Source organism: Campylobacter sp. TJR-1 (assembly GCF_032840035.1).
Lineage (GTDB): Bacteria > Campylobacterota > Campylobacteria > Campylobacterales > Campylobacteraceae > Campylobacter > Campylobacter fetus.
The window spans coordinates 1-21,385 of sequence record NZ_JAWIZX010000009.1 but is presented as its reverse complement, the minus strand read 5'-3'; the positions used below and the strand labels follow the sequence as shown (position 1 = coordinate 21,385).

22 protein-coding genes are annotated in these 21,385 nt (G+C 33.2%); all 22 read right to left on the bottom strand.

The window, feature by feature from the left end:
- Nucleotides 1-12: 12 nt before the first annotated feature.
- Complete coding sequence (locus RVY88_RS08795) at nucleotides 13-1,179, bottom strand: cation:proton antiporter (protein WP_011731725.1); 1,167 nt, start codon at nucleotides 1,177-1,179, stop codon at nucleotides 13-15.
- Nucleotides 1,160-2,002, bottom strand: coding sequence for a biotin synthase (locus RVY88_RS08790; protein ID WP_238389041.1), 843 nt, complete (start codon nucleotides 2,000-2,002; stop codon nucleotides 1,160-1,162). Before RVY88_RS08790 ends, RVY88_RS08795 begins: the two co-directional genes overlap by 20 nt.
- Nucleotides 1,995-4,079 (bottom strand): type I DNA topoisomerase, encoded by a 2,085-nt coding sequence (gene topA / locus RVY88_RS08785; protein WP_162167560.1) that lies wholly within the window; start codon nucleotides 4,077-4,079, stop codon nucleotides 1,995-1,997. The genes RVY88_RS08790 and topA overlap by 8 nt, the downstream gene beginning before the upstream one ends.
- A gap of 114 nt (nucleotides 4,080-4,193) precedes the next feature.
- On the bottom strand, nucleotides 4,194-4,847 hold the full coding sequence (locus tag RVY88_RS08780; RefSeq protein ID WP_162167561.1) for an energy-coupling factor ABC transporter ATP-binding protein: 654 nt from the start codon (nucleotides 4,845-4,847) through the stop codon (nucleotides 4,194-4,196).
- Entirely contained in the window at nucleotides 4,844-5,497 is a 654-nt protein-coding gene (locus RVY88_RS08775) for an energy-coupling factor transporter transmembrane component T family protein (RefSeq protein WP_065844857.1), read from the bottom strand. Before RVY88_RS08775 ends, RVY88_RS08780 begins: the two co-directional genes overlap by 4 nt.
- Nucleotides 5,488-5,904: a hypothetical protein gene (locus RVY88_RS08770; RefSeq protein WP_002848177.1), complete on the bottom strand. Its 417-nt coding sequence runs from the start codon at nucleotides 5,902-5,904 to the stop codon at nucleotides 5,488-5,490. Before RVY88_RS08770 ends, RVY88_RS08775 begins: the two co-directional genes overlap by 10 nt.
- The gene (gene cbiM, locus RVY88_RS08765) at nucleotides 5,901-6,485 is read right to left on the bottom strand and encodes a cobalt transporter CbiM (RefSeq protein ID WP_162167562.1); all 585 of its coding nucleotides are present in this window, start codon (nucleotides 6,483-6,485) and stop codon (nucleotides 5,901-5,903) included. Before cbiM ends, RVY88_RS08770 begins: the two co-directional genes overlap by 4 nt.
- The gene (locus tag RVY88_RS08760; RefSeq protein WP_002848173.1) at nucleotides 6,486-7,241 is read right to left on the bottom strand and encodes a DUF4198 domain-containing protein; all 756 of its coding nucleotides are present in this window, start codon (nucleotides 7,239-7,241) and stop codon (nucleotides 6,486-6,488) included.
- A gap of 221 nt (nucleotides 7,242-7,462) precedes the next feature.
- The gene (locus tag RVY88_RS08755; RefSeq protein WP_162167563.1) at nucleotides 7,463-8,872 is read right to left on the bottom strand and encodes an NADH-quinone oxidoreductase subunit N; all 1,410 of its coding nucleotides are present in this window, start codon (nucleotides 8,870-8,872) and stop codon (nucleotides 7,463-7,465) included.
- Nucleotides 8,869-10,356, bottom strand: coding sequence for a NuoM family protein (locus RVY88_RS08750; protein ID WP_024305336.1), 1,488 nt, complete (start codon nucleotides 10,354-10,356; stop codon nucleotides 8,869-8,871). Before RVY88_RS08750 ends, RVY88_RS08755 begins: the two co-directional genes overlap by 4 nt.
- Nucleotides 10,353-12,164: an NADH-quinone oxidoreductase subunit L gene (gene nuoL, locus RVY88_RS08745; RefSeq protein WP_162167564.1), complete on the bottom strand. Its 1,812-nt coding sequence runs from the start codon at nucleotides 12,162-12,164 to the stop codon at nucleotides 10,353-10,355. Before nuoL ends, RVY88_RS08750 begins: the two co-directional genes overlap by 4 nt.
- The gene (gene nuoK / locus RVY88_RS08740; RefSeq protein ID WP_002848164.1) at nucleotides 12,154-12,462 is read right to left on the bottom strand and encodes an NADH-quinone oxidoreductase subunit NuoK; all 309 of its coding nucleotides are present in this window, start codon (nucleotides 12,460-12,462) and stop codon (nucleotides 12,154-12,156) included. Before nuoK ends, nuoL begins: the two co-directional genes overlap by 11 nt.
- The gene (locus RVY88_RS08735; protein WP_002848163.1) at nucleotides 12,455-12,949 is read right to left on the bottom strand and encodes an NADH-quinone oxidoreductase subunit J; all 495 of its coding nucleotides are present in this window, start codon (nucleotides 12,947-12,949) and stop codon (nucleotides 12,455-12,457) included. Before RVY88_RS08735 ends, nuoK begins: the two co-directional genes overlap by 8 nt.
- Nucleotides 12,949-13,446 (bottom strand): NuoI/complex I 23 kDa subunit family protein, encoded by a 498-nt coding sequence (locus RVY88_RS08730; RefSeq protein ID WP_010402338.1) that lies wholly within the window; start codon nucleotides 13,444-13,446, stop codon nucleotides 12,949-12,951. The genes RVY88_RS08735 and RVY88_RS08730 overlap by 1 nt, the downstream gene beginning before the upstream one ends.
- On the bottom strand, nucleotides 13,436-14,713 hold the full coding sequence (locus RVY88_RS08725; protein ID WP_011731719.1) for a complex I subunit 1/NuoH family protein: 1,278 nt from the start codon (nucleotides 14,711-14,713) through the stop codon (nucleotides 13,436-13,438). Before RVY88_RS08725 ends, RVY88_RS08730 begins: the two co-directional genes overlap by 11 nt.
- On the bottom strand, nucleotides 14,710-16,104 hold the full coding sequence (locus RVY88_RS08720) for a 2Fe-2S iron-sulfur cluster-binding protein (RefSeq protein WP_162167568.1): 1,395 nt from the start codon (nucleotides 16,102-16,104) through the stop codon (nucleotides 14,710-14,712). Before RVY88_RS08720 ends, RVY88_RS08725 begins: the two co-directional genes overlap by 4 nt.
- Nucleotides 16,104-17,324, bottom strand: a complete 1,221-nt coding sequence (gene nuoF / locus RVY88_RS08715) for an NADH-quinone oxidoreductase subunit NuoF (protein ID WP_002848158.1) — start codon at nucleotides 17,322-17,324, stop codon at nucleotides 16,104-16,106. The genes RVY88_RS08720 and nuoF overlap by 1 nt, the downstream gene beginning before the upstream one ends.
- Entirely contained in the window at nucleotides 17,311-17,802 is a 492-nt protein-coding gene (locus tag RVY88_RS08710) for an NAD(P)H-dependent oxidoreductase subunit E (protein ID WP_002848156.1), read from the bottom strand. The genes nuoF and RVY88_RS08710 overlap by 14 nt, the downstream gene beginning before the upstream one ends.
- Entirely contained in the window at nucleotides 17,799-19,484 is a 1,686-nt protein-coding gene (locus RVY88_RS08705; RefSeq protein ID WP_002848154.1) for an NADH-quinone oxidoreductase subunit D, read from the bottom strand. The genes RVY88_RS08710 and RVY88_RS08705 overlap by 4 nt, the downstream gene beginning before the upstream one ends.
- Nucleotides 19,477-19,983: an NADH-quinone oxidoreductase subunit B gene (locus RVY88_RS08700; RefSeq protein WP_162167565.1), complete on the bottom strand. Its 507-nt coding sequence runs from the start codon at nucleotides 19,981-19,983 to the stop codon at nucleotides 19,477-19,479. Before RVY88_RS08700 ends, RVY88_RS08705 begins: the two co-directional genes overlap by 8 nt.
- A complete protein-coding gene (locus RVY88_RS08695; protein ID WP_002848151.1) occupies nucleotides 19,974-20,333 on the bottom strand; it encodes an NADH-quinone oxidoreductase subunit A in 360 nt (119 codons plus the stop codon). Before RVY88_RS08695 ends, RVY88_RS08700 begins: the two co-directional genes overlap by 10 nt.
- 392 nt (nucleotides 20,334-20,725) lie before the next feature.
- The gene (locus RVY88_RS08690; RefSeq protein WP_162167566.1) at nucleotides 20,726-21,157 is read right to left on the bottom strand and encodes a DsrE family protein; all 432 of its coding nucleotides are present in this window, start codon (nucleotides 21,155-21,157) and stop codon (nucleotides 20,726-20,728) included.
- Nucleotides 21,158-21,385: the final 228 nt, after the last annotated feature.

Sequence of the window (21,385 nt, the reverse complement as noted above, 5' to 3'; positions counted from 1 at the left end):
ATACTAAATTTACTACTTAAGCCTCGTTTTAAGATAATATGTAACTTTTATAAGCACCATAGCCAAAATAGCCTCAAATAAACTTGCTAATATAAATGAAAAATATAGTTCTTTTTCGATATTATTAGCATTATAAGCCACGGTAGCAACCGCTACTAAAAGAGTTAAAGGCATAGATAGGGATAAACCATACAAAATACTGCCATAAGCTCCGAGTTTCTTGATAAATATAAAAGAACTAACAACACGAATAAGCGTCATAAATAAAAGCATAAGAAGAGCATTATCAAGAACGCCTGGTATAAAAATATAGTTTAAATCCACGGTTGAGCCGATATATACAAAAAATATAGGAACTAAAAACCCAAATCCAAAACTTCCTAATTTATGAGGTAGATCTTTTTTATGATCAAAAAATGTAGCTATAAAACTTCCGGCTATGAACGCCCCGAGCACAATTTCTAAATTTAAATATATCATAACGGCAACCGTGCCAAAAAACATAGCCATAGAAAGTCTTATATCTTTCTCATCTTTATCATAATGAGGCATAAGAAGTATTTTTAGATTCGGATACCACCAAAAAAGTACCTCGAGTCCTTTAAATCCAAGTATACAAAGAACGATAAATATAATAAGATAATTTATACTTGTATAAAGTTCGCTACTGTTACCAAACTCTACATATGCGCCTACTAAAGTTAGCAAAGCTATACTTATCACTTCGCCTATGCTTCCTGTGATCATAGCGATATTTAGCCACGGCTCATTTTTACCGTACTCTTTAAATAGCGTTGAGAGCATACCAACAGACATAACAGGTATTACTATAAATACCAAAAATGCAGGCTCCAACCATATACCTAAAAACGCAGCTATCACGTATAAAACTGATAGATAAGCCAAAATAAGTTTTAATACTTTCTTATCTATCTTAAAAAATGAGCGTAAATCAATCTCTGTACCCGCTAAAAACATTAAATAAAAAAATCCGACTTTTGCAACTATCTCAAATAAATCGTTATTAGGAAGCAGACCAAAAAAACCTAGAATTATCCCGAGAGCTATCTCTATAGGAGCAATCGGGATTTTTGTGAGTTTTGAAAAATACGGCGATATAAAAATTATAAACGCCAAAACAATAAGAATAGAAAGCTCGTTAGTGGCACTGTGATGCAAACTCAAAGCCTCTATTTCTAAGCTCCTCTATATCTTTACTAGCAACTTCTCCGCTGGTGGTTAGATAGTCGCCTATAACTATAGCGCTAGCTCCGTTTTCTAGTATCTCGTACTGCCTATCTCCTAATACTATTTCTCTACCTCCGGCCACCATTATACGGCACTGAGGCAATGTTTTAGCAGTATCTCTTATGATTTCCAAAGCTTCATCGGTGCTTAAAAGAGGTTGCTTGATTTTCAAAGCAGGATTTGGTATAAAAAAATTAATCGGACTTGAAAAAGGATTTAGTTCTTTTAAACTAGCTCTAAAACTAAGCCTATCATCTTGACTCTCCCCAAGTCCGTAAATTCCACCACAGCATAGCTCAAGACCGGCTTTTTTAGCATTTAAATTCGTATTAAATCTATCATCCCAACTATGAGTTGTACAAATTTGAGGAAAAAACTCTCGACTTGTTTCTAAGTTATGGTTGTAGCTAAATATTCCGACTTTTTTAAGCTCTTTTAAGCTCTCATAGCTAGCAGATCCGTTACAAGCTATCAGCATTAAATTAGGTGTTTCTTTTCGTAACATTGTTGCAGCTTCGCATATAAACTCAAGCTTTTTATCATCAAGTCCTAATCCGCTAGTCACGAGACAAAATCCAAGAGCATGATTTTTACTGGCAATTTTAGCTTCATTTAGTATCTGTTCTAAATTTTTTTGCTTGAATTTAGGGATGTCGGCTTTTATATGCGCACTCTGTGTACAGTATGCGCAGTCTTCGGCGCAATTTCCGCTACTCACGTTACAAATTGCACATAACATTACCATTTTAATCATTATTATTCCCTTCTTTTTTAAATTTACAAGCAGAACATTCGTAAAAATTGCCTTTCTTAAGCTCTTTATAAACCATCATTTCACCACATTGCGAGCATTTTTGATCTGTAGGTTGGTATTTGCTTATAAAGTTACATTTTGGATAGTTTGCGCACCCAAAAAATTTACCTTTTTTACTAAATCTCTCAACTATATCTCCGCCGCATTGAGGACATGCTACACCGATTTTTTGCGGCTCTTTTTTTTCAATTTTAGCTTCATTTTTTAAATTTCTAGAATATTTACATTTTGGAAAATTCAAACAAGCGATAAATTCGCCGAATCTTCCTTTTCGCTTTACAAGCTCTCCGCCGCACTCGGGACACTTTTCACCTATGGGCTCGGTTACTTTTTGACTCTTTATATTTTTTTTACCGTCATCTATTTTTTGCATAAAAGGATGATAGAATTTAGATAAAACTTCTTGCCAATCTGCTTTATTTTCTGCTATATCATCAAGTTTCTCTTCCATTTTAGAGGTAAAATCGCTATCTACTATATCATTAAAATGCTCTTCAAGCATACTAGTTATATTAAATGCTATCTCGTTTGGAATAAGCTGTTTTTTATCTACTTTTACGTAATCTCTGCTAGTAAGCAAAGAAATAGTCGGAGCATACGTACTTGGTCTGCCTATGCCAAGACTCTCAAGTTTTTTTACCAAACCGGCTTCTGAATATCTTGATGGCGGCTCGGTAAAATGACTTTGGCTGCTTAAGCTTTCAAGCTCCATTTTATCGCCTACGTTTAAATTAGGAAGAATCCTATCTTTATCAAGATCCCCATAAACTCTGTAAAATCCATCAAACGTAAGCTTTCTGGCCGAAATTTTAAAAATACTGCTTTTACTGTTTATAAATATATTTTGAGTTTCTGATACGCTTGCAGACATTTGACAAGCCAAAAATCTATTATATATAAGAGTATAGAGTTTTAGTAGATCTTTTTCTAAAAACTTAGCCGCCTCTGTCGGAGTAAAGCTTAAATTTGTAGGACGAATAGCTTCATGAGCTTCTTGAGCTCCTTTGTTTTTTGTAGTGTAAAAATTTGCAGATTTTGGAAGATATTTATCGCCGAACTGCTCTTTAATCAGGTCTCTAGCTGCACTTATAGCTTCTTTAGCTAAATTTAAGCTATCTGTTCTCATATATGTTATAGCGCCCATAAAACCGTTATTTGTCTGTACGCCTTCATATAAATTTTGTGCTAACATCATAGTTTTTTTGGGGCTAAATCCTAGTCTATTTGACGCACTTTGCTGCAAAGTAGAAGTCATAAACGGAGGCTGCGGACTTGTCTTTCGCTCTTTGCTTTCTACGTTTGCGACACTAAAACTCTCATCTTTTATTTTATCAACTATAAATTTTGCACGATCTTTGTTTGTTATAGTAAGCTTTTCTATCTTAGAACCCTCAAACTCAACCAGTTCAGCTTCTAAATCTTTTTTAAATTTAGTATCTATGCTAAAATATTCTATAGGTTTGAAATTTCTTATTTCGCGCTCTCTATCTACTAATATCTTCAAAGCCGAACTCTGAACGCGCCCCGCACTAAGACCTCTTTGGATTTTTGAGTTTAAAAGCGGGCTTAATTTATAACCGACTATCCTATCTAAAAGTCTTCTTGCTTGTTGAGCATTTACGCTATCCATATTTAAACTACGCGGATTTTCTAATGCATTTTGTATGGCAGATTTTGTTATCTCGTGAAATACAATTCTTGGAAGCATCTCAGGTTTTTTACCTATTGCGGCTGCTATATGGTATGCTATAGCTTCGCCCTCTCTATCCTCATCGGTAGCTAGATATATGGTATCTGCATTCTTTGCTAGATCTTTTATTTCTTTTACTATAGCGCTGTGATCGCTACTTACTCTGTACTCTGGCGTGAATTTATCATCTTCTATTTTTATGCCGAAGCTAGACTTTGGAAGATCTCTGATGTGACCTTTACTAGCTATAACTTTATACTCGCTACCCAAAAAATTTTTTATAGTTTTTGCTTTCGCTGGAGATTCTACGATAATTAACTTGCTCATCTTTAAACCCTAGATTTTATTAGGCGTAATTCTATCTAAAAAATATAAAATGTATATAAAATATAAGCTTTACAAAAAGTTCAGCAGGAGTATTGTAAGCAGCTTTTAAACTAATTAATCGCCAAGCTTTAACCCGTCTTTGTTTAAATAGTACATTTTATTTGCAACTCTACTTATAAACTCTTTGTCATGAGACACTATGATCTGAGTTATATCAAGCTTAATAAGCAGATCTGCTACTTTTTCTTGCATATCAAAATCAAGCGCGGCAGTAGGTTCATCAAGCAGTAAAATTTTAGGCTCATTTACCAATACCCCGGCTAATGCGACAAGCTTTTTTTCACCGCCTGAAAGATGAAAAACTATCTTATATCTTAAATGCCATATATCAAGCTCTTTTAAGATCTCTTCGGCTCTTTTATCGGCGATACTTCTTTGTATGCCTATCGTAAGTAAGCCAAAAACAACATCTTCAAATACATTTGGACAAATGAACTGATCATCGCTATCTTGAAACAAATAGCCAATCAAATACCTATATTTTTGATACTCTTTTAAATTTAAAATAGTATTATGAAATATCTCTATTTCTCCGCTATCGGGATTTCTAAGACCGCCTATTATTTCAAGTAAAGTTGTTTTACCACAGCCATTTGAGCCTATTATTGCTATTTTATCTTTATGCCCCGCATTTAAACTTAAATTTGAAAAAATAGTTTTTTCGGCTATTTTAGCAGAGATATTATTAAGACAAAGAGTGCAACTCATATGATATTTCCTAAACTTAATATATATATAAATATAGTAAATCCTAGTAAAATTATATCTAAAACGCCTATTTTTTGCCTATTTTGAGAGTAAAATTTACCTTGAAATCCTCTGCATATAAATGTTTTTTCTAACATTTGAGATTTATGAAACGCTATTAAAAACAGCATTGCAACTAAATTTCCATATGTTTTATAAGTAAAAAGAGAGCTGCAAGGCTTAAATCCTCTTGCTCTAAGTGTTTTTTTAATTCTTTGAAACTCGGATTTAAACTCATCTATAAATTTCACAGTAAAATAAAATACGGCGCTTATCTTGTCACCTAGTTTTAAATTTGAAACGGCTCTTGCTATGGCATATGAATTTGCTGAGCTAAAAACCGATAATCCAAAAAATAAGATCAAATTTGATCTTATAAAAATAAGCGCAGCTAAATGATAATTGCTATACATAATCGCGCTTAGAGCCATTAAAAATATAAATAAATTTAAAAACAGCATCTTTTTAATTATAATAAAAATAGTGTTAAATCTAATAAATAACAATAGAAGAGCAGGTAGAAAAAAAGCAGCGTCGATACTACTACTAAGCGCTACCTTAAAGCTAAAAAGTACAAGGCAAACCAAGCCAAAAGATAAATTTAGCTGCAAGCAACCTGCCTTCTTTTTATAATATACAAACAGCCAAATATAATTGCGATAGCCGCAAATCCGGCTATAAATTTAAACACATACATCATTGTACTATCATCAGTATCTATCGGAAGCGGATTTTCGGCCTTGAAGCTTACTCTTTTTTCGTGCGCAAGTCCGCCGTCTACTAATATATCAAACTCGCTCGCTACTATTTTTGCTCTAGCTTCGCCTTTTGAATCCGTTTTTACAGTGCTTAGAATTTTGTTATCTTTTATGAGCTCGACCTTACACTCTTTACAAGGCGAATTACCATAAAAATAGCTTTTGATTAAAACAAAACCGTTTTCTTCTTTAGCAAACACTTTTAGTGAGTGAGCATTTAAAGCTACTGCCACGCAGATTATTAGCATAAATTTTATCATTTTAATAAGTCCTTATTTACTTTATAAATAAAAGATATTCCAAACAGAGATATAACTCCTTCTATCGCCATAAGAGCTAAATTCGAAACAAAAGCCAAAGTCGCAACCGGCAAAAACTCATTCCCGTTTAATGCCAAAACTAAGCTTAAAATCAAAGATGATACGAAAATAGGCACAAATCCGACTAAAAACCAATTTAAAACTCTAAATTTTTTGAATGAAAGTTTTAAAAAATAAAATCCAAGTACGGCGGGAGACGCTATCATCAAAAGATTTACTCCTAACACGGTTATACCGCCATATCCAAATAACAAAGCTTGTAAAAGTAAAGCTGCAAATATCGCCAAACCTGCATTGAATCCTAAGAAAGCCCCGATCAAACCGCTCAAAATTAAGTGAATTGAAGTCGGACCAATCGGAATGTGTATAAAAGACGCTATGAAAAACATAGCGCTCATACAAGCTATCTTAGGAATATCATTAAACTTCAATTTATATAGTAGATACGCTATCCAAATACCCCCTATCACAGCTACTGGAACTATGATCTCTGGTTTTAATACTCCTTCGCTGATATGCATCTAATACTCTTTAGTTTCGACCCAAATAACACCGCCAAGTTCAACCGGATAAGTTTTACCGTCTTTTTTAATAGTCTCATCATCATCTATTAAAGCTGAAAATCCCCACCAGCCAGCAAGAGGCATAGCAAAACTAAATTCTCCAAGCTCATTTGTTTTTACTTCTTGTGTGATAAAATCCTCAGAAGGTGCCTTTAAGCCTTTCGTGTTGTAGTATTCAACCTCAACCATGACATTTTTGGCTCTTTCTCCTTTATATAAAACTATTCCTGAAAACAGATTTCCTTTATATAATCCATAAGGTCTACTAATAGGTACTATTTCGGCTTTTAAGCCAATAGGACTATCCCAACCCTCGCCAAATCCGTAAGCATTTACAACTGTTTTTGTAATATGTCTTATAAACTTATCTTCAGCCGCTTCGAAATACGGCTTTGGATCAACATAAAATTGATACATTCCGGGATTTTTTACTTCGTAATTTGCAGTATAATAACTCATTTTACCATCTTTTTTCTCGGTTAAATTTGATATTGGATTTTTCTTCCCATCTACAAATACTCCTGTTTCAACCGGTTTTTCCATATTCATCATCATCTGTTCAAACGGATGAGTAAATCTATAAGTTATACTCATTTTCGCTTCTTTTTCATCATTTACGGTCGAGCTAGAAGGGATCACTACTCCAAAATGTGCAAACGAACTTGTACAAAATAGAGTTAAGATTGCAGACGCTGCTAGAAATTTAGCTTTCATTATTATCCTTTTTATAAAAATATTACCGTAATTATGCGACTTATAAACTTAAATTTAGATAAAACTATATATAAATGAAAATTGTTATCTAAATAAGCTAAATATTATTAAATATATATTTAGTTTTTAAATTTCAAACTAAATATATATTGTCTGTAAAACATCTATTTATCGTACTATCTGAAGTATAAATTTAGTTAAATTTAATACTAAAAATAAGCTCATCTGATAAATAAATTTAAAAAAGATATTATAGAAAATATACCGCTTCCCTCTAAAATTATAAATAAAATAGAACTCAAAGCAAGTAGTTTTAAACCAAATTTCTTACTATCTGCGCAAGACAGAGCAGTTTTATTCTCGCTAAAGTATATGCTGATGATAATCTTTAGGTAATAATATACAGAAAATATAGTATTAATTATACCAAAAATAGCCAAATAAGTCTTACCGCTTTCTACGGCGCTAGAAAATATAAACAATTTACCCAAAAATCCGACACTATAAGGGAAACCGATAAAAGACAAACAAATTACAGTAAGAGCAAAAGCTTCGGTAGGACGTACTTTATAAAGTCCGTTTAAATCAGATATTTTTATCTCTCTGTCTCCAAAAAGTCCGTTTAAAATAGCAAATGAAAAACCAACTACTATAGTATATGTAGATAGATAAAAAATAGCTGGATATATGGAAACAGAAGCACCAACAGAGGATAAATTTATAAAAATATACCCTGAATGCACTATTCCAGCGGCAATTAGTATCTTTTTAACGTTTGTCTCTTTAAGAGATAGCAAATTCCCAGCAAACATACTTAAAATTGCTAAAATAGCAAAGATGCCTTGTAAAATTTCTATATTATTACCCGGATATAAAAAGCAAAGCTTGATCAAAATGGCAAAACTAGCAAGTTTAAAAGCAGACGCTAAAAAACCTACTATATTTAAATTTGAGCCATAATACACATCTATGCTCCATCTATAAAATCCAAAAATCGCTATCTTGAAAAACATCATAGAAAGCACTAAAATCATCCCTATAATACTTAAAAAATCGCTATTCAATCCAGTTGCTATAAAAGAGTATTTCGTAGATCCAGCCACTCCAAATACAAAAGCCGCCCCAAGCAGATAAAATGCACTCATAAATGATGATAATAAAAAGTACTTAAACGCAGCTTCAACGCTTTTGTATTCAATGCTATTCATAGCTATCATAGCATAAATGCTTATAGACGCTACTTCTAAAAATATAAGAGTAAGTATCAGTTCCACGCTAAGACTCATAGCCAACAAGCCAAAACTAGCTAAAGATGCGAGTGCAAACATCTCTTGTTTGTAGAATTTTTCGTCATCGCTATAAAAACTAGAAATTAAAAAAATTATCATAAGAGCAGACAAAACTACGCCAAAACAGAATGAAAACTCATCAAGCGATATAAACGGGGTAGCAAAATCCATCAAAAAGTCATTTGAAAAATTAGAACGAACAATAAAAAAAGATATAAAAATTATAACCCAAAATAAGATATTTAAATTTATAGAATATCTTTTTGATATATTAGTGACGCATAAAAATATATTTATAAACGTAGCCGCCAAAGAGAGAATAAAAGGTAATAGCGCTATCATTTTTTGGCTCCTAAATTTGGTTTTATATAACTTTCATAATGCTCATTCATAGTAGGTTCTATCTGCTTTATAAAAGGTTTTGGATAAATTCCCATGATAAATATCATAGCAACAGCTACTAAAAATGCCAAAATTTCACGCTTTCTTAGATCTTTAAATTTAGCCGTAAGCTCATTCGTATTTTGTAAAATAGCTTTTCTATAGACTATAAACATATAAATAGCTCCTATTACTATAGAAGTCGTACCGAAAATACCATAAATTAAATTAGCCTTAAATAATCCAAATATAATCAAAAGTTCGCCTACAAAACCAACAGTAGCAGGTAATCCAACGCTAGATATCATTGCGATAGCAAAAATAGTAGCAAAAACAGGCGCCTTTATAGCAAGTCCGCCTAACTTGCTTATCTTTCTAGTTCCTAGCTGCTCACTTATCATACCGACTAACAAGAACATAATTCCGCTAGTAATAGCATGCGCCACGACTTGATACATAGATCCGGTCATAGCTTCTACATCTAGGGCAAATACTCCGGCTATTATAAGTCCCAAATGAGACGCCGAAGCATATGCAAGCAAAGTTTTAAAATCTTTCACCTTGATAGCCGCTATACCAAAATATAACATAGAAAATAGCCCAAGAGATATAAACCATGTAGAATAATTTACAAAAGACACCGGAAATAAAGGCAAAACAAAACGCAATATCGCAAAAACAGCTACTTTTGAAGCGATAACAGAAAGCATAAAAGTAGCAGTCGTAAGCGATTTTGTATAAGCATTGCTCATCCAAAGATGAAATGGAAACAAAGGCAGCTTTATAACAAAAGCCAACATAAAGCAGAAAAATAAAACAGTCTGCAAATCCGAGTTTAAACTTACTTTAATCAGATCTTCAAGTCTAAAGCTAAAAAATCCAAATTCATAATAATGAGCAGCTCCGATATATATGATGGCTCCGAGCATAATCATGGAACCAAATATCGCGTAATACATCATATCCATAAGAGCTCCGGCTCTTCCTGAATCCTTTCCGTAAATTCCGACCATAATAAATATAGGTATGAGCATCATCTCCCAGCCGGCATAAAAATATACGAGATCGAGCGATGAAACAACAGACAAAAACCCACTTTGCATAAAAAGCATATTTGCCCAGTAACCTTTTTTTCTGTTTTTTAAAATAAAAAACAGAGGTGGAAATGCAGAAGTAATGATAAGTAAGATATATAAATTTATTCCATCTACACCGACTAAGTAACTAATGCCGTATTTCGGCACTAAAGATATGCTATCGACAAACTGCATACCGGCATTCGGATCAAATTTAAAAAATAAAACTAGCCCTAAAACAGCCACTACAATACTAACAACAAAAGCCGTCAACTTACCTGCTTTATCATTAAAAAACAGAGCTATCAAAACTCCAACAATAAACGGTAAAAATATAATCAAACTTAAAATATGTGAAAAACCAGTCATAAACTAACCTTTATATAAAGGATAAAAATGCAGATAAAAGCTAACATATAAAACGCGTAAGAGCCAGCAAGTCCGTTTTGTGTAAATTTAGAATATACAAAACCGCTAAACTTAAACATTCTAGCGGTTCCTAAAACAAATGGATAAAAAATCTTTGCGTCTAAAACTTCTCTTACAAATTTACTTAAACTTGCAAAGCTACGCACAAAAACAAAGTCATAAATTTTATCAACATAGAATTTATTTATAACCAAATTCTCAAAACAACAAGTTTGCTCTTCACAATTTTTGTAATTATAGAACTTTTTGTAGGCTATAAAAATTCCTAAAAATGAAATGAATAAGCTAACAACTCCGGCTATTATCTCTACTGATAAACTAACATGCTCTAAGCTTAAAAACATAGCCATACCTCCTCCTATAAGAGAAAATATAGCGAGTATTACATTTACAAAACTCATAGTAAATGGGAGTTTATGCTGTTTAGGTGCTTCATTTTGAGAATAAAAAACTAGAAAAAATAGCCTAAAAATATAATAAGAGGTAAGTCCTGCTGTAAATAGCAAAACTCCAGATATAAAATAATGACCGCTTAAAAACGCTCCTAATATAAGTGCGTCTTTTGAGAAAAATCCTGCGAAAGGAAACACTCCGCTTATGGCAAGCGACCCAAATAACATAGGATAAAAGAGTACTTTATTTTTATGTAAAGAGCCCATTTTAAATATATTTTGTTCGTGATGCAAGGCTATTATCACAGATCCGGCACCCAAAAACAGAAGCGCTTTAAAAAATCCATGCGTAAAAAGATGATATAAAGCTGCTTGAGAACTAAAACTAAGTCCGGCAAACATATATCCAAGCTGACTCATAGTAGAGTAGGCTAGGATTTTTTTGATATCTGTAGCTTTTACAGCAATTATAGCCGCAAAAAGCGCACTTGCTACACCGATTATCGCAAGTATTTCTAGAACGAAATTTAAGTGTTCATATAAAAATCCAAATCTAACAACCATATAAACACCCGCTGTTACCATAGTGGCTGCATGTATCAAAGCAGAAATAGGAGTCGGGCCGGCCATAGCATCAGGAAGCCACGTGTAAAGCGGTATTTGCGCTGATTTAGCAAGCGCTCCGCATATAAAACAAAACGCTATAAAAATGGCCAAATTTGAAGGTATAAGAGGTGCGCTTTTAGCTAATATTTCATAATTAAAACCATATGGAGAAGTAGCAAGATACAAACTAACAAGACCTATAACAAAGCCAAAATCACCGATTCTGTTTAGTATAAATGCTTTATTTCCGGCTTTTACATTGTCTTTAGAGCTAAAGTAAAACGATATAAGTAGATATGAACAAGCTCCCACTCCTTCCCAGCCGACAAACATCAGAACCGGATTATTTGCAAGTACAAGTATGAGCATACTGCCTAAAAATAAATTCATATAACAAAAAAACTTGCCAAAACCGATATCTTTATCCATATATCCGATAGAATACAGATGTATCAACATACCTAAAAAAGTTACAAACAGACCCATTAAAAGGCTTAAATGATCAAGATAAAACCCGACATCTATTTTAAATATACCGGCTTCTATCCAACCAAACATATTTAAATTAATCGGTTCTATTTGCGAATTTAAAGACAAAATCGTCATACAAACAAAGCTAGTAATAGGAGCTGCCATACCTAAAAATGCAAAACCAAGCTGCGATATCTTAAGAGTATTTCTAGCTAAATAAGTCAAACCTAGTAAAATACTGCCTATAATAGGCGCTAAAACTACAATGCTAACTAACATCTCTATCCTTTAACTCATCAAAAATATCTATGTTTAAACTCTGCTTTTTCTTGTATAAAAGCACTATAAGAGCCAAACCGAAACTAGCTTCAGCTGCAGCTATAGCGATTATTAGCATAACTATTACTTGTCCGTCTAAATTTAGACTTTGTCTAGCAAAGGTAGCAAATATCAGCGCCGTAGCGTTCAACATAAGCTCTACTGACATAAATATAGTAAAGATATTTTTTCTAAGAATAACTCCTAAAACGCCGATAAAAAATAGGATCAAAGCCACTAATATATAAAAATCAAGCATTGTTTTTGCCTTTTAAAATAGCCACCACACCGATTAATGCGGCTGTCAAAAGCAAAGATATCGCCTCAAAGCTCAAACCCCAATTTGTAAATAGATAAAATCCAAGCGGTTTTATTTCTCCAAAATCAAGCGGTGCAATTCCAAAATCACTTGGTAATTTCCAAATCTCATCTAGCAAAATCGCAAATATAACAGTAGGAGGAATAATAACAAAAAAAGATTTTGGTTTAAGCTTTACGAACAAAGTGTCGCTTTTGATATTAAAAAACATCATTACAAAAACACTTAGCACCATGATAGCTCCGGCATATACTACAATTTGAATTAAAAATAGAGTCTTAGCAAACAGTAAAAGATATAAACCGGCTATAGAAACTAAAGTAACTATAAGGCTCAAAGCCCCATGAATAGGAGCTTTAAATAAAATAAGACCTAAGCTTCCTAAAATGGCAAATAAAGAGAAATTTATAAATAAAAAAAGTTCCATCAAAAGCTCCCCTCTTCTCTTTGTGATAAAGTTTTTATATCGGCTAAAAACGATTCTCTGGTGTTGCCTACTTTAGTAAAGATACCAGTATCCATCCTGATAGCGTCTTTTGGACACGCCTCTACGCAAAGTCCGCAAAACACACATTCAAGCAGATCTATAGTAAATTTAGAAGGCGCTTTTTCTTTGCTACCTTCTATCTCAGTAGCAGTGATAAAAATGCAATTTGCCGGGCATGCGGTAGCACACATATCACACGCCACACATTTTAGATCGCCTTTTTCGTTTTTAGTAAGCCTGTGAAGACCTCTGTAGCGATTTGTTATATCAGTTGGTTTTTGTTCTGGATACTCTAAAAAATCGATATTTGAGCTATCTTTTAAATTCCTAAAAAAATGCCTAAATGTTCTAGCCATACCCGCAAATATAAAAGGTAGATAAATTCTTTGTAAAAACGGTATTTTTTTTCTGCGTATAGTTTTTGTTTTAATTGCCATATACCACCACCATTGCTGTTATTATGATATTAAATATCGCTAAAGGCATGAGCTTTTCCCAGCCGAGTCTTTGAATTTGATCATATCTAAATCTTGGCACAGTCCAGCGTACCCAGATAAACACAAAAAGCATAACAAATGTTTTTAAAGCAAATATAGTTAGATAAAGTATAGTTACTAAAATTTCCTGACCAAGGCTTTGCAAGCCTGTAAAATATAGGTAAAAACAGATAACATCTGTGATAGCGACTACTATAAACGTACAAATTTTGTAAAATTTATTCTCTTTTTTTCTAAAGTCGTTTGTGACTTTATATCTTGTAACATTATTTTTATTTATCCATAACACAAAGATAAAACCTAAAATAGTGATAATAAATACTATGCTTAAAAGTACTATTTTATAGTTGTTTACAAGATCTGCGGTGCTAAGATAAGGAAGCGAATATCCGCCAAAAAATATAGTAATTATAAGAGCACTCATAGCCGTCATTGCTATATATTCAGCCATAAAAAACATTGCAAAACTCATTGCACTATACTCTAAGTGATAACCAGCAACTATCTCGCTTTCTCCTTCTGCAAGATCAAACGGAGCTCTGTTTGTCTCTGCAAATGCACATATTATAAATATAATAGCAGCCAAAGGCTGGATAAATATCCCCCATGATGGCAAACCTAAAAACGAGCCTTGTTGTTGCAAAACAAAATCATTTAAATTTATAGAGTCGTAAGTCAAAATCATACTAACAACAGCAAGTCCAAGCGGAATCTCATAGCTAATAGCTCCAGAAGCTGCTCTAAGCGAACCTAAAAGTGAATATTTATTATTTGAAGCGTACCCGGCAAGCATAATACCATAAATACTAAGCGACGCTACTCCAAGATACCATAACATTCCGCCATCAAAAGGAATTCCTTGCATAAGATGTTTAACGCCATCGATAGTAAAATAATCTGAAAATGGAATAACTGCTATAGTAAGCGTACTCATAAGAAATAGTATCATAGGCGCTATAGTAAATAAAAACTTAGAACGAATACTAGATGGAGTAAAATCCTCTTTTATAGCGAGCTTAAGAGCGTCGGCTAGAGCTTGTATAATACCGCCCAACCTAATACCTGCGATATTTGCCCTATTTGGTCCGGGACGATCTTGGATAAAGGCTGAAATTTTACGCTCGAGTAAGACCAAAATCGGTATGAGCAAAAGTATAAACGAAAGTATGAAAACAATCCTAAAAATGGTCAAAACAAGCTCATTCATTCAAATGCCTTTAAAATATCTTTATCAAATTTATAACTATTTCGAGATAATGTTTGTATAATCTGTTCTATACTAGGCGATAAATTTAAAAATGCCGCCTTACTAAATCTTAATTTATTATCAACATTAACACTGTGCCCGTCTCTATGATACGCACTAGCGCAAACTATATCAGCACTATTGCAAGATCCTATGAAAGTTATGTTTTTATCTTTTAAATTTAAAAAATCCAACTCGCCGCCTAAATGAAAAACGATAACTCTATCTCTAATATCAGATATATCTTTTGATATATAAGATTTATTATAAAAATAATCCAAACCTTGTTTATTTGCTGTTTTATTTGGATAGCGAAGCATCAAACCCTCACTATCGCAAAAACTCTCATCTCTAAAATTATCCCAACCATAGATCCTAGCGTTATACTCTTTAGCAAAATTTATAACACAAAACATCTCTTCAAGAGATAAAGACGAGGTGATCAAAATATCAAATTTGCCGCTGGTCTTGTCTAAATCATTTTTTAAATTTAAAATAAGCTCATTACTATTTTCTTGGACTATAATCTGCTCATTTTTATAACTATAACGACCAAAATCGCAGATAAAATGACCATTTACTGAGTTATCGACTCGCGGTCTAAAGCGATAAATTTTATTATATTCATACTTATCTTGACTGCTATCTACCCAAATGGCACAGCCTCTCTCACAACTTTGACATATAGAAGGAGAACTCTTTAGGTGCCAAACTCTTTTTTTAAAACGGAAATCAGCTGAAGTCATAGCACCCACAGGACAAACATCTACGATATTTCCGGCATATGGATTGTTTATTTTTTCATCGTTAAATAAAATTATTTCGCTATGCTCACCTCTATTTCCTACTCCAAGCTCGTAAGTCTTTGTGCAAATTTCTGTAAATCTCACACAACGTCTACAAAGTACGCAGCGTTCGGCGTCATGGATGACATTTGATCCAAAATCCTCTTTTTTAGGTTTTCGCACCTTTTGGGCAAGACTAACTCTTGAATCGCCTTTATCATAGCACATATAATACTCTTGAAGCGAACATTCGCCGGCTTGATCACACACTGGGCAGTCTATTGGATGATTTATAAACTCAAGCTCTAAAATGCCTTTTTGAACTTTTCTAGTAAGCTCGCTGTTTATTTTTATCTCCATTCCTTCGCTAATAGGAGTATTGCAAGCTATTTGAGGGCGTTTTTGACCTACTACTTCTATGAGGCACATCCTACAATTTCCACTCACGCCAAGCGCTTCATGATAACAAAAATGCGGAATTTCAATATTATGCTTCTTTAGCTCGGTGATTAAGTTACCGTTTTTATCTACACTAAATGTCTCTCCATCGACAACTATATTAACCATCACTTAGTTTCCTTACATAGCGCTACAAATTCGTTTTCGAATTTAGTGATAAATCCCATAATTACATCCTTTACAGCCGGAGCAAAGACGCAAATAGTCTTTCCATCAAGCATATATGATATATCTTTTAGCGTATCTAAGTCTCTTAAAGAGCCTTCGCCTTCTACTATCTTTTTTACAACTCTCAAAGCCCAACCACAGCCTTCACGACAAGGCGTGCATTGTCCACAGCTCTCTTCTGTATAAAACTCAAGCAAATTTAAAAGCACTTCTGGCATACTAATAGTATCATCAAACACCATCATTCCACCGGTGCCCAATGCGCTTTTAAATTCCTTTAAACTTTCATAATCAAGAGTAGCTTTTAGCACTTCGTCTTTTGTCAAAACTGCGGCACTTGAGCCTCCGGGGATAACTGCTTTTAACTCTCTATTTTTCCATACTCCACCGCCAAAATCATTTATAAAATCTATCATTTTAGTGCCAAAAGGCATCTCTTTTACGCAAGGAGTATTAACACATCCAGATACTGCAAATAAAAGAGTTCCGGGGCTTTTTTCAGTACCGACAGATCTATATGCTTCCCAGCCGTTTTTCACTATAAAAGGAATGCTAGCTATAGTTTCTACATTATTTACCACACATGCGCAACCAAACAAAAAGTCCGGCTCGGCTTTATTATGCGGTTTTAATCTTGGGTGACCTCTTTTACCTTCTATAGACTCTAATAAAGCTGTTTTTTCACCACAAATATAAGCTCCGGCTCCTTTATAAACTATTATTTCTAAATCTCCAAGCTCGTTAGCGGCCTCTTTTATCGCATTTGTAAGAGTTATAAACTCTCTTTCGTATTCACCTCGTATATAAACATAAGCTCTCTTAGCTCCTAGTGCGTAAGATGATATGATAATTCCTTCTATAAGCAAATGCGGATCTAAATTTAAAATATACTTGTCTTTGCAAGTTCCAGGCTCGCTCTCATCGCCATTTACTACCAAATAACGCTTATCGCTTTCCCAAGCAAGCATATTTTTCCACTTAGTTCCACATGAGCCGCCGCCGCCGCCTTTGCCTCTTAATCCACTTTTATCTACTGCTTCTACTATTGAATTTCTATCCATTTTCAAGATATTTTCTAAATTTAAATAAGCTCCATTAGCTTTTGCAACATCTATTTTATAGCCGTTTTTGATAGAAAATCTAGAACTAACTACTTGCATTTTCTTTCCTTATTTTTTCTATCAAATTTGTTATGGAATTTTCGTCTAAAGAGTCGATTTGTTCAAGGTTGCAAAGCATACAAGGCGCTTTTTCACAGTATCCAAGGCATTCGGTTTCGCCAAGGCTAAAAAGTCCGTCGCTAGAAGTTTCACCCATTTTTATACCAAGAATATCTTGTGTAAATTTGATAAGTTCGTCACTGCCTCTTAGCTTACATGTTATAGTTTTGCAAAACTTGAGTTCAAATTTTCCTTTCGATTTTTGATTAAACATAGAATAAAAACCGATCGCTTCAGCGTAGAACATACTTCTTATACCAAGTGTTTTTTCTAGATATAAAACATCCTTAGCGTCTATAAATCCTTGCGCTCTTTGCACCATCCAAAGAGACGGAAGAACAAGCGCTCTATCATCATCTACTTTTTTCTTAAGCTCGTTTAGAGCCGATAATTGCTCATGAGTAAATTCGAATTTCATCTATCTAGCTCCCCTGCTATGATGTTTAGACTTCCCAAGTTTAATATGCTATCTGCTATAAGAGATCCTTGTACCATACTAGAAAATGCATTTAACGCATAAAAACACGGCGGTCTAAGTTTTACTCGGTAAGGATTAGGCTCTGAATTACTAAATATAAAAAATCCAAGCTCACCGTTAGCTCCTTCACTAGCACTATAAAAATGTCCGTTTGGAAGTTTAATTCCATCAAAAATTAGTTTAAAATGGTTGATGAGTGATTCGATATTTGAATATACTTGATCTTTTGATGGTAAAAATACATCTTTATCATCTACGCTTATTTTGCCTTCTGGTATTAATTTTATAGCTTGCCTTATGATAGATATAGACTCTCTCATCTCAAAAAATCTCACAAACATTCTATCGTATATATCGCCTTCGCTTCCTACTGGAACGCTAAAATCAAAACTATCATAGTAATAATACGGCTTATCTTTTCTAAGATCAAAGCTCACACCACTAGCCCTTAAATTTGGACCGCTAAAACCATAACTCAATGCGTCATTAGCGTTTATTTTGCATATATTTTGTACTCTATCTAAAAATATACGATTTTTTTCTATTAAAATCATAGTATCATCAACGCCTTTTTCTACATCTTTTAAATGCGCCAAAAGCTCTTCTTTCCAGCCATCGTAAAAATCATTTGCCATGCCTCCGATCCTCGCAAATGAATTTGTAAATCTAGCGCCTGTCAGTTTAGATAAAAAGTTATAAATCCTCTCTCTAGGATTATAAAGATACCAGTAGTTTGTAAGCCCTCCCATATCGACAAACATAGCGCCAAGACAGACTTCATGATCTATTATCCTAGCAAGTTCGCCCAAAATAACTCTCATAAAAATTCCTCTATCTGGTAAATTTAAACCAAGAGCTTCTTCAACTGCTTTTGCATATCCTACGTTATTTAACATAGCAGAACAGTAATTTAACCTATCTGTATATGGAATGATCTGAGCATAGCTATGGTTTTCACAGGCTTTTTCAAAGCCTCTATGCAGATATCCTATCTCAGTTACGCAAGATATGATTTTCTCTCCGTCTAATGCAACGAAATTTCTTATTGTACCGTGAGTGGCTGGATGAGACGGTCCAATATTCAAAAATGTATATTTTGTCTTAAACTCATCATTTTCTTCACTAGCCAAACCGGCTCTTTGCATCTCATTTTTCATCTCGCCGACTAAATCATCGCTTTCATAAAGAACTTGATACTTTGTTATAGGGTAGTCTTTTCTAAGAGGATAGCCTTGAAAATCTTTATGGTTGAGTATTCTTTTCAAATTTGGATGGTTTTCAAATTTAACTCCAAACTGATCAAAGCACTCTCGCTCGCCCCAGTTGGCACTCTTATAAATACTTTCAACGCTTTTCACGCTCTGATTTATATCTATATCTATATAAATACATAAATTTTCCGAGCTTATTTTTCTGAAAATATAATAAAGACTAAAACGCTTTTCCTTATCAATATATAAATTATCCACGCAAACTATATCAGCTAATATTTCAAATCCGATATTATCTCTAACAAACAAAACAGCCTCATAGATATCATTTGGATTTATTTGCACACTTAAAAGACCGTTTGTAGTAGAGTGCTTCAAAACATTGAATTTAGAAGAAAATTTCTCAAGCATCTAATAATCCTTTATAGTATTTATGCCTGTCTTTTATAGACTCGTTAGAAATTTTATCTTGTATCGCCAAAATCGCATCGATAATAGCTTCTGGACGCGGGGGACAACCGCTTATATAAACATCGACAGGAATTATCTGGTCTATACCTTGCAATGTCGTATAATTATCGTAAAAACCACCACTACAAGCGCAAGCACCCATACTAACGACCCATTTTGGTTCGCACATCTGATCATAAATCTCTTTTAGAATAGGAGCTTGTTTAAAAGATATGGTTCCAGCTACTATCATAAGATCTGCTTGTCTAGGCGAAAATCTCATAACCTCTGCTCCAAACCTTGAAAGATCGTGCTTTGAAGATACAGCGCTCATAAATTCTATCGCACAACAGGCCGTTCCAAATATCATAGGCCAAAGAGAGTTTTTTCTACCCCAATTAAACAGAGCATCAAGCCTTGTTAAAACAACATCGTTTTGAACCAAATTTTCTATTCCCATTTTAAAATCTTCTTTTTATATATATAAAATAACCCGACTAGCAAAATTGCCATAAAAACAAACATCACTAAAAGCCCATATCTCCCAAGATCACGCAAACTAACCGCCCATGGATACATAAATACAGCTTCTATATCAAAAATTACAAACACTATAGCAACTAAGTAATATTTAACATTTATACTAGAATTAATACCACCGTAGAAATTTACTATACCGCTCTCATAACTTTTATTTTTGGACGAATTTTGCACACTAGGACCTATCTTTTTTGTCAGAAAAAACATTCCTATAAGCAAACAGACTATAAAAATATATAGGTAAAAACTCAAAACAAGGTTGCTGCTCATGACTATCCTCAAATCAAAACTGCAACAAAACAGAACTCAAGCAGTTTTAGATATAATTAAATATTTACTGTGAAATATTACCAATTTTTCACATAACATTAGATTTCGTAAATAAATTAGTTTGTATATTTAAAATTATAAGTGATAATTAATTAAATTTCAATATATTGAAGTATAAAATAATAGATAATAGGTATAATATAGTATTAATTTATCTATGTTTGATAGATTTTATTGAAATTATCTTAAAATAAAATATTACAATAATAATATAAACTATATAATTTAATATGCAAATATTTGGAGTAAAAATAGTATTTAAATTTAAATAATTTAATATACAACCATCAAATTATTCAAATTTAAAAAGCGAATCAATAAAATCCTAATTTTTAAGGATTTAAAATAGCATAACCATCAAGTTGTCTATCTACAACTTCCCTAGGAGCTGCTTTTACTGTATTTACGCCTTTGATCAAGCTATCTTGGCTTACATTAGCTCTTTTCATTGCACCTCTACAAGCTACAACTCTAACATTTGGGAGATCTACGAGCTTTGCAATATCATTTTTTATTTTGTTTGATTTCTCATCATTTTGTGCAAAAATTTCCACCGAACTTCCACCCATAACTAGCTCAATATCCCCTTTTTCGCTACTACTTAAACTTTTCTGAATTCCATTGGCTTGGAGTATTGCGCTTTGAAAATTATCTTTTTTTGTTAAAAAGATCACAACATTTATATCTTTTTTCAAATTTCCATCATATGCAAATATGCTAGATGAAGCAACAAAAATCGCCATAAATATACCAGCAAGCTTCATTCCAAGCTCCTTTTTTGTAATAAAATGCATAATTATAAGCTAGTAATCCAAAAATTAAACTTAAAAATCATACCAATAATATAAAATTACATAAATTTGTATTAAATAATTTTAAAATATCAACCCGACAACAATTAGCCAAATTCATAAATATTTATATTGATTAAACTAATATCTGTCATTTGTCAATCATAAAACATTAGAAATAAGCTTTTAATTGATAAAACT